Genomic DNA, 7371 nt, shown 5'->3' on the forward strand with positions numbered 1-7371 from the left:
GTCGGGCCGGCCGGAGCGTGCGGGGGCAGGAGTACGGTGGGGAGGGTCGAGGGCCCTTCGTACTCCGGTGACCGGGCTGGTCTCGTCCTCGGCGTGCGGCAGCAGCAGGCTGGGGCCGCGCGACAACACGGGCCGCGTCCGCCGCCGCCCGGGACAGGTTCCGCCCGATGAGCGCCGCATCCGAATCCCCACCGCACTCGTCCCCGACTCCGGGAGACCTCGACGATCCGCCTGCCGGAGGCAGGGTCGAGGTCCGCATCGTCTCCCTCGACCCCGAAGCGGCCCGGCAGGTCGCCGACGCCCTCCGGCTGCTGTTCGCGGGGGGCGAGCAGCGCAGCTACCCGGCGTTCCCGTCGGGCGCGGGGACGCGTCTGCACCTCACCCTCGACGCCGGGACGGCCGCCGATCCACTCCGCTCCTGGCTGGAGGCCAGCAGACCGCGGACCGACCGGACCCATCCGGGAGAGACCGCGGCCGCCGCGCCGCCCGCCCCGCCGGCGTCCGCCGGATCCCCGGCCGTGACGAGCCCCCGGCCCCCCGCGTCCCAGGAGTCTTCATGACCACCCCGCCCCCGCTCGTTCCGCCCGCGGTGCGGCTGCGACTGGGTACGCGGCCCGGCCATGGCGACGCCGTACGGCGCATCGACGGGGCCTGGTGGCCGCGATCGTACGACCTGACCGCCGAACTTCCCGCTCTGCTCGCCGCGCTGCCGCCCGGCTGGGGAAACGTCACCAGCGTTCTCGTGAACGGGGCCATGTGGTCGCTGTCCGACGACGGTGCGCCCGTCGGGGGTCAGCAGGTGCACCTGCGCCGGGCGGAGGCGTCGCGAGCCGAGGACACCGTCTGCCTGGTCACTCCCGGAAGGGGCCGCTGGGACCTGGTCGTCGTGCCGCCCGCCGCCACGGCGGAGGAAGCCGAACGTCTCATGGAGACGGCCGCGGCAGAGGCTCCGCTCACGTTCCCCCCGACTCGCTCGGGTGGATGAGAGGGCAGACCGCCACCTCGTGATCATTGACGATGATCGCACCCCCCGGGCCGAGCAGCCACGGGCGGGGATCGAGGGCCACGTGGGTGAGGTGAGTCGGCCCCACAGCGGATCGATCACGTCGGCGAGTTCACCGAGCTCCGTGCCAGGTCGCGGGTCCGTGGCCCCAAGATGCCGTCCGGACGGCCGAGACGATGGGTGGGTCCGAGGACCAGGCGTGCGGCACGAGGCCGGAACGGTGCCGTGGGCGGTCGGAGCTGAGCGGTGTCCAAGGTCATGGTGGGAAGCCTGACCGCGGGCCTGCGTCGACCGACGGACGTGGACAACAAGAAACCCCCGGCTTGACGGCCTGGGGGTTCGAAGTGGAGCGGGTGACGAGAATCGAACTCGCGCTCTCAGCTTGGGAAGCTGATGTTCTACCATTAAACTACACCCGCGCAAGACGCCGACCGGAGTCGGTGTCGAACTGCGTGGTCACTGTACCAAACCCCGGGCCCCCGGCGCTGAAAGCCGTGGGGCCCGAGTGCGTTTGCGGGGCCGCAGCGGTGGTATCCGCCTGCGGTGGGCCCGAGTTGGGGCGTACCGTGGAGGGGTTGGAGAGGGTCTTCCCGGGGTCGGAGTGCCGCCTGGAGGGGCGTCCGGTCCGTCCCGTAATGTGGCTTTCGTCGTCACGGCATCCCAGCCAGACGTGACGCGGCTCTTGGGGAAGGGACTCTAGGACTTGATGGAAAGCACCGTCGTCCGCTGTGCCGATGGGCACGTGTTCAACACCGCTTCGTTCCCGATGCAGAAGGCCGAGCGGCTCGGTCCCGGACGCCTCGTCCGGTGCCCCCGCTGCGCCCGGCTCCGCAGCGTCGTACCGGTATCGGTCGCCCTGCAGAAGCAGTAACGGAAGCAGTAGAGGGAGCGGCAACACCAGCAGCCGTACCGCCAGGCGGTACGCACGCACGGCGCGCGGCTCGTCCGGTTGGGGCGAGTCCGCGCGCCTTGCGTATCCTCGGGGCGTGCTTCTCTCAGACAAGGACATCCGGGCCGAGATCGACGCCGGGCGCGTGCGGATCGATCCTTACGACGAATCCATGGTGCAGCCGAGCAGCGTCGACGTGCGCCTCGACCGGTATTTCCGCGTGTTCGAGAACCACCGGTACCCGCACATCGACCCCTCGGTCGAGCAGGCGGACCTGACCCGGCTCGTCGAGCCGGAGGGCGACGAGCCGTTCATCCTGCACCCCGGCGAGTTCGTCCTGGCCTCCACCTACGAGGTCATCACCCTGCCCGACGACCTCGCCTCCCGCCTGGAGGGCAAGAGCTCGCTCGGCCGGCTCGGGCTCGTGACCCACTCCACCGCCGGGTTCATCGACCCCGGCTTCAGCGGCCACGTGACCCTGGAGCTGTCCAACCTCGCCACGCTCCCCATCAAGCTGTGGCCGGGGATGAAGATCGGCCAGCTGTGCATGTTCCGGCTGAGCTCGCCGGCCGAGCACCCGTACGGCAGCGAGCGGTACGGGTCCCGGTACCAGGGGCAGCGCGGGCCCACCGCCTCCCGCTCCTACCTCAACTTCCATCGGACGCAGGTGTGAGGGCCGTATGAGCGACGTGCGGGAGAACCTGACCTACGAGCGCTTCGGCACCGCCGTCCGCGAGCTCGCCCAGACCATCGCCGACGACGGGTACGAGCCCGACATCGTGCTCAGCATCGCCCGCGGCGGCGTCTTCGTCGCCGGCGGCCTCGCCTACGCCCTCGACTGCAAGAACCTGCACCTGGTCAACGTCGAGTTCTACACCGGCGTCGGGACCACCCTCGAGATGCCCGTCATGCTCGCCCCGGTCCCGAACCTGATCGACTTCTCCGACAAGAAGGTCCTGATCACCGACGACGTCGCCGACACCGGCAAGACGCTCAAGCTGGTGCGCGACTTCTGCCTGGAGACGGTCGCGGAGGTGCGCAGCGCCGTCATCTACGAGAAGCCGCACTCCCTGGTGAAGTGCGAGTACGTCTGGAAGCGCACGGACGACTGGATCAACTTCCCGTGGAGCGTTCTGCCTCCGGTGCACAAGTCCGGAGAGGCGCCGAAGGAGAACAAGGAAGCGCTCTGAGTCGGGTGCCGTACTGATCACTGGCCGCAGGCGCACCCCGCTGCTGCCGGGGCTTCCTCCGGGGTGGTCCGGCTGGTGCAGCATCCGTCACCGGTCGTGGTGTCGGGGGTGGCGCTCGCGCCGAGGGTGTCCGCGTCGGCCTTCACGACGTAGACCTCCCAGGGCTCCTTGCCGGGGCCGTGGACCCACACCTTGTCCTGGAGCGCGTAGCAGCAGGACGTGTCGTTCTCCTCGAAGGTGGCCAGGCCGGCGTCCTTGAGGCGAGCGGTGGCGGCGTGGACCTGGTCGGTCGACTCGACCTCGACGCCGAGGTGGTCCAGGCGGGTCTCCTCGCCGGGCGCGCCCTCGATGAGCACGAGCTTGAGCGGGGGCTCGGTGAGGGCGAAGTTGGCGTAGCCCTCGCGCCGCTTGGCCGGTTCGGTGCCGAACAGCTTCGCGTAGAAGGTGATCGACGCTTCCAGGTCGCTGACGCGCAGGGCGAGCTGGGCACGGGCCATGACGGACTCCCATCCGGTTGCATTGATGTCTGTCGATGCAAGATTGCGGGCTGGATCGAAGGATGTCAACATAGAGGCATGTCGAAACAAGAGCTGGCGGTTCTGGGTCGGAGTGGTGACGCCGGGGCGTGCTGCCCCGGGCTGCTGACCACCCCCCTGGACGAGGAACAAGCCGCCGACCTGGCCAAGGTGTTCAAGGCCCTGGGCGATCCCGTGCGGCTGCGCCTGCTGTCGATGATCGCCTCCCGGTCGGGCGGGGAAGTGTGCGTCTGTGACCTGACCCCGGCCTTCGAGCTGTCCCAGCCGACGATCTCGCACCACCTGAAGCTGCTGCGGCAGGCGGGCCTGATCGACTGCGAGCGGCGCGGTACCTGGGTCTACTACTGGCTCGTTCCGGAGACGACCGACCGTCTCGCCGGAATCCTGACCCGTCCGGCGGGTGAGCCGTTGCCCGAGCGCACCGCGTCGGCCGGGGCCGCCTCGTGAGCGCTGCCGTACCCGAGGGGAACGTGGCCGGACGCCTGTCCTTCGTCGACCGCTACCTGGCCGTCTGGATCCTCGCGGCCATGGCCGTGGGCCTCGGTCTGGGCCGCCTGGTGCCCGGCCTGGGTGACGCGCTGGCCGAGGTGACCGTGACGGGGGTGTCCCTGCCGATCGCCCTGGGCCTGCTGGTGATGATGTACCCGGTGCTGGCCAAGGTGCGGTACGACCGCCTCGACACCGTCACCCGCGACCGCCGCCTGCTGGTGCCGTCGCTGCTGCTGAACTGGGTGGTCGGACCGGCGCTCATGTTCGCGCTGGCGTGGCTGTTCCTGCCGGACCTGCCCGCCTACCGCACCGGCCTGATCATCGTCGGCCTGGCCCGCTGCATCGCCATGGTCATCATCTGGAACGACCTCGCCTGCGGCCACCGCGAAGCCGCCGCCGTCCTGGTCGCCCTGAACTCCGTCTTCCAGGTCATCGCCTTCTCGGCACTGGGATGGTTCTACCTCTCCGCCCTGCCCGGCCGGCTCGGCCTGCAACAGACCGGCCTGGACGTGTCCGTGTGGGAGATCGCCCGCAGCGTGCTCGTCTTCCTCGGCATCCCCCTCGCGGCCGGCTACCTCACCCGCCTCGTCGGCGAGAGGACCAAGGGCCGCGCCTGGTACGAGACCACGCTCATCCCGCGCATCGGCCCCTTCGCCCTGTACGGGCTGCTCTTCACGATCGTCGTCCTCTTCGCCCTGCAAGGCGACGCCATCACCTCACAGCCCCTCGACGTCGCCCGGATCGCCCTGCCGCTGCTGGTCTACTTCGCCGTCATGTGGGCCGGGTCCATGGCTCTGGGCCGCGTGGTCGGTCTCGACCACTCGCGGGCCACGACGCTGGCGTTCACCGCCGCGGGCAACAACTTCGAGCTGGCCATCGCCGTCGCCATCGCCACCTTCGGGGCCACCTCGGGCCAGGCCCTCGCCGGCGTCGTCGGCCCCCTCATCGAAGTTCCCGTCCTGATCGGCCTGGTGTACGTCGCCCTGTACGCCCGCCGCTACTTCACCGCCCCCGTCGTCCCCGCGCCCCAAGAGGACCCCGCCCATGTCTGACACCGCCACGCCGTCCGTGCTCTTCGTGTGCGTCCACAACGCCGGACGCTCGCAGATGGCCGCCGCCTTCCTCACCCACCTCGCGGGCGACCGCGTCCGGGTCCGTTCCGCGGGCTCCGCTCCCGCCGACGCCGTCAACCCGGCCGTCGTGGACGCCATGGCGGAGGTGGGCGTCGACATCGCCGCCGAGGTTCCCAAGGTGCTCACGGTGGAAGCGGTCCAGGCGTCCGACGTCGTCATCACGATGGGCTGCGGTGACACCTGCCCCGTGTACCCCGGGAAGCGCTACCTCGACTGGGAGCTGCCCGACCCGGCCGGGCAGGGCGTGGAAGCGGTACGCCCGATCCGCGACGAGATCGAGAAGCGCGTCCGCGGCCTGGTCGACGACATCGCACCGGTGGCCCGGCCATGAGTACGGCCGGTGCGTACCGCGTCGTCCCGCTGGGTGCCGAGCACGCCCAGCAGGTCCTGACGATCTACCAACTCGGCATCGACGAAGGCAACGCCACCTTCGAGACCACCGCTCCGACCTGGCCGGAGTTCGACGCCGCCAAGCTTCCGCACCACCGGCACGTCGCCGTCGACGACACGGGCCGGGTACTCGGCTGGGTCGCCGCCGTGCCGGTCTCCGACCGGTGCGCGTACGCCGGCGTCGTCGAACACTCCGTGTACGTCCACCCCGCGGCACGCGGACGGAGGGTCGGCTCAGCGCTCCTGCGGGCGCTGATCGCGTCGACCGAGGCGGCCGGCATCTGGACGATCCAGTCCGGCATCTTCCCCGAGAACACCGCCAGCCTCGCGCTGCACGAGCGGGCCGCTTTCCGCGTCATCGGCACCCGCGAACGCATCGGCCGGCACCACGGCGTCTGGCGCGACGTCACCCTGGTCGAACGCCGCAGCCCTGTCGTCGTGTAGACCGACACTCGACCGGACCGACGCTCGACGCCCGCGCCGAGGGACGGGGTGGGCCCGGCAGGGCCGTGCCCCCCGCCCGACCCACCGTCAGAACGTCCCCAGCTTCACTATCGACAGCAGGGCGACCAGTTGGATCGACGCCGCTCCCAGGGCCTTCGGCCACGGCAGGTCGTGGGAGCGACTGACCATCATCGTCAGGAGGGCGCCCGCCGCGACCCACGTCGCCCAGCCCAGCAGCTGCACGAACGTCGCGTCGCCGCCGAGGAACATCGCCACGACCAGGCGGGGCGCGTCCGTGAGGGACATGATCAGCATGGACAGGCCGACCGTGGGCTGCCACGCCCCGTCGCCGCCCAGCTGACGGGCCAACGTGTGGGTGACCACGCCGAGCACGAAGGCGCTGAGCACCATCGCCACGGCCGTGGTGAGCACGATCGGGACGGCGTTGGACAGCGTCGCGTTGATCGCGTCCTCGCGGGCCCCGTCGAAGCCGAACACCGCCAGCAGGCCGTACAGGAACGTCACGATCAGGGCCGGGCCCCACATCGCGTAGTCCCGCATCCGCAGGAAGGTCGGCGCGGGCGACAGCACGATGCCCCGCAGCAGGTCCTTCCAGTGCAGCCGTGGTCCGATCGGGCCCGAGGGGGCCGCCGAACCCGCGTAGTACGTCTCGCCGCGCGTGTAGTCCTGCCCGCCCGGCCCGTACGGCGCCGCCTGCTCGTCGATCGAGAACGCCTGGGTGTGGCCCGGGTTGTTGGCCGCGTACGGGTCGTGCGGGGCGTGCGGCGGGTACGCGTCGCCGCCGAAGTACTCCGGCTCCTCGCCGCCCCGGCCGCCCTGACCGCCGTAGCCGCCGCCGTAGCCGCCCCCGTGACCACCGCCGTTGTACGGCGGCTGTCCGTCGCCCCCGCGGTACTGCGGTGGCGCGGGCGGGTAGCCGTACGACGGTCCCTGGGGCGCCTGCTGTCCGTACGGAGGGTGTTGCGGTCGCGTTTGCGGGGTCCGGCCGTCCCGGCCGCCGCGTCCGATCCTGAATCCAGCCACGTCATCGAACGTACCCGTTCCCGGCGACGGACGGGTCCGGCCCCCGGCCGCCCGGGGGCCTTTGCGGCCGACCTGTGACATCCCCTAAGGGAATCCCCGGAACGTCCTCGCCCCTCACGACACGACCGCCCCCGCACCCTTCAGCAGGGCGCGGGGGCGGTCGGCGGCTGGTCGGCCGGTGCCGTCGGTTACTTCACCGGCTCCGGTTCCGGCGCCGTCTCCGGCTCCGGGGCGTCCTCCGGGCCGGCCGGGG

The 7371-nt window shown here is 71.2% G+C and carries 10 protein-coding genes and 1 tRNA gene; 8 read left to right on the forward strand and 3 right to left on the reverse strand.

What is annotated here, in order from left to right; genetic code table 11:
* The first annotated feature begins 167 nt into the window (after positions 1 to 167).
* Together AQJ30_RS35905 and AQJ30_RS35910 are read left to right on the forward strand one after the other, a co-directional pair.
* Positions 168 to 560, forward strand: coding sequence for a hypothetical protein (locus AQJ30_RS35905; protein WP_067242269.1), 393 nt, complete (start codon positions 168 to 170; stop codon positions 558 to 560).
* The gene (locus AQJ30_RS35910; RefSeq protein ID WP_067242272.1) at positions 557 to 985 is read left to right on the forward strand and encodes a DUF5994 family protein; all 429 of its coding nucleotides are present in this window, start codon (positions 557 to 559) and stop codon (positions 983 to 985) included. The genes AQJ30_RS35905 and AQJ30_RS35910 overlap by 4 nt, the downstream gene beginning before the upstream one ends.
* A gap of 363 nt (positions 986 to 1348) precedes the next feature.
* Here the strand turns inward: AQJ30_RS35910 and AQJ30_RS35915 are convergent.
* Positions 1349 to 1422 (reverse strand) — tRNA-Gly (locus tag AQJ30_RS35915).
* 567 nt (positions 1423 to 1989) lie between these two features.
* On the opposite strand from AQJ30_RS35915, the gene dcd reads away from it, so the two are divergent.
* Together dcd and AQJ30_RS35925 are read left to right on the forward strand one after the other, a co-directional pair.
* Entirely contained in the window at positions 1990 to 2565 is a 576-nt protein-coding gene (gene dcd / locus AQJ30_RS35920; RefSeq protein ID WP_067242275.1) for a dCTP deaminase, read from the forward strand.
* 7 nt (positions 2566 to 2572) lie between these two features.
* The gene (locus AQJ30_RS35925; protein WP_067242278.1) at positions 2573 to 3082 is read left to right on the forward strand and encodes a phosphoribosyltransferase; all 510 of its coding nucleotides are present in this window, start codon (positions 2573 to 2575) and stop codon (positions 3080 to 3082) included.
* Positions 3083 to 3099: 17 nt separating this feature from the next.
* On the opposite strand, the gene AQJ30_RS35930 is transcribed toward AQJ30_RS35925, so the two are convergent.
* Positions 3100 to 3579: an ArsI/CadI family heavy metal resistance metalloenzyme gene (locus tag AQJ30_RS35930; protein ID WP_067242281.1), complete on the reverse strand. Its 480-nt coding sequence runs from the start codon at positions 3577 to 3579 to the stop codon at positions 3100 to 3102.
* A 78-nt stretch (positions 3580 to 3657) separates the two neighbouring features.
* On the opposite strand from AQJ30_RS35930, the gene AQJ30_RS35935 reads away from it, so the two are divergent.
* The 4 genes from AQJ30_RS35935 to AQJ30_RS35950 are packed head-to-tail and all read left to right on the forward strand — an operon-like array spanning position 3658 to position 6074.
* Positions 3658 to 4065, forward strand: coding sequence for an ArsR/SmtB family transcription factor (locus AQJ30_RS35935; protein ID WP_067242284.1), 408 nt, complete (start codon positions 3658 to 3660; stop codon positions 4063 to 4065).
* A 23-nt stretch (positions 4066 to 4088) separates the two neighbouring features.
* Positions 4089 to 5159 (forward strand): ACR3 family arsenite efflux transporter, encoded by a 1071-nt coding sequence (gene arsB, locus AQJ30_RS35940; protein WP_107119793.1) that lies wholly within the window; start codon positions 4089 to 4091, stop codon positions 5157 to 5159.
* On the forward strand, positions 5152 to 5571 hold the full coding sequence (locus AQJ30_RS35945) for an arsenate reductase ArsC (protein WP_067242289.1): 420 nt from the start codon (positions 5152 to 5154) through the stop codon (positions 5569 to 5571). The genes arsB and AQJ30_RS35945 overlap by 8 nt, the downstream gene beginning before the upstream one ends.
* Positions 5568 to 6074: a GNAT family N-acetyltransferase gene (locus AQJ30_RS35950; RefSeq protein WP_067242291.1), complete on the forward strand. Its 507-nt coding sequence runs from the start codon at positions 5568 to 5570 to the stop codon at positions 6072 to 6074. Before AQJ30_RS35945 ends, AQJ30_RS35950 begins: the two co-directional genes overlap by 4 nt.
* Before the next feature lie 87 nt (positions 6075 to 6161).
* Here the strand turns inward: AQJ30_RS35950 and AQJ30_RS35955 are convergent, their stop codons facing one another.
* On the reverse strand, positions 6162 to 7199 hold the full coding sequence (locus AQJ30_RS35955) for a Yip1 family protein (protein ID WP_079084542.1): 1038 nt from the start codon (positions 7197 to 7199) through the stop codon (positions 6162 to 6164).
* Positions 7200 to 7371 lie beyond the last annotated feature (172 nt).

The organism is Streptomyces longwoodensis (assembly GCF_001514125.1).
Taxonomy (GTDB): domain Bacteria; phylum Actinomycetota; class Actinomycetes; order Streptomycetales; family Streptomycetaceae; genus Streptomyces; species Streptomyces longwoodensis.

Coding starts and splice junctions, on each gene's coding strand:
- AQJ30_RS35905 (WP_067242269.1), top strand. CDS start 168: ATGAGCGCCGCATCCGAATCCCCACCGCACTCGTCCCCGACTCCGGGA.
- AQJ30_RS35910 (WP_067242272.1), top strand. CDS start 557: ATGACCACCCCGCCCCCGCTCGTTCCGCCCGCGGTGCGGCTGCGACTG.
- AQJ30_RS35935 (WP_067242284.1), top strand. CDS start 3,658: ATGTCGAAACAAGAGCTGGCGGTTCTGGGTCGGAGTGGTGACGCCGGG.
- AQJ30_RS35955 (WP_079084542.1), bottom strand. CDS start 7,199: ATGTCACAGGTCGGCCGCAAAGGCCCCCGGGCGGCCGGGGGCCGGACC.
- AQJ30_RS35925 (WP_067242278.1), top strand. CDS start 2,573: ATGAGCGACGTGCGGGAGAACCTGACCTACGAGCGCTTCGGCACCGCC.
- AQJ30_RS35945 (WP_067242289.1), top strand. CDS start 5,152: ATGTCTGACACCGCCACGCCGTCCGTGCTCTTCGTGTGCGTCCACAAC.
- AQJ30_RS35930 (WP_067242281.1), bottom strand. CDS start 3,579: ATGGCCCGTGCCCAGCTCGCCCTGCGCGTCAGCGACCTGGAAGCGTCG.
- AQJ30_RS35950 (WP_067242291.1), top strand. CDS start 5,568: ATGAGTACGGCCGGTGCGTACCGCGTCGTCCCGCTGGGTGCCGAGCAC.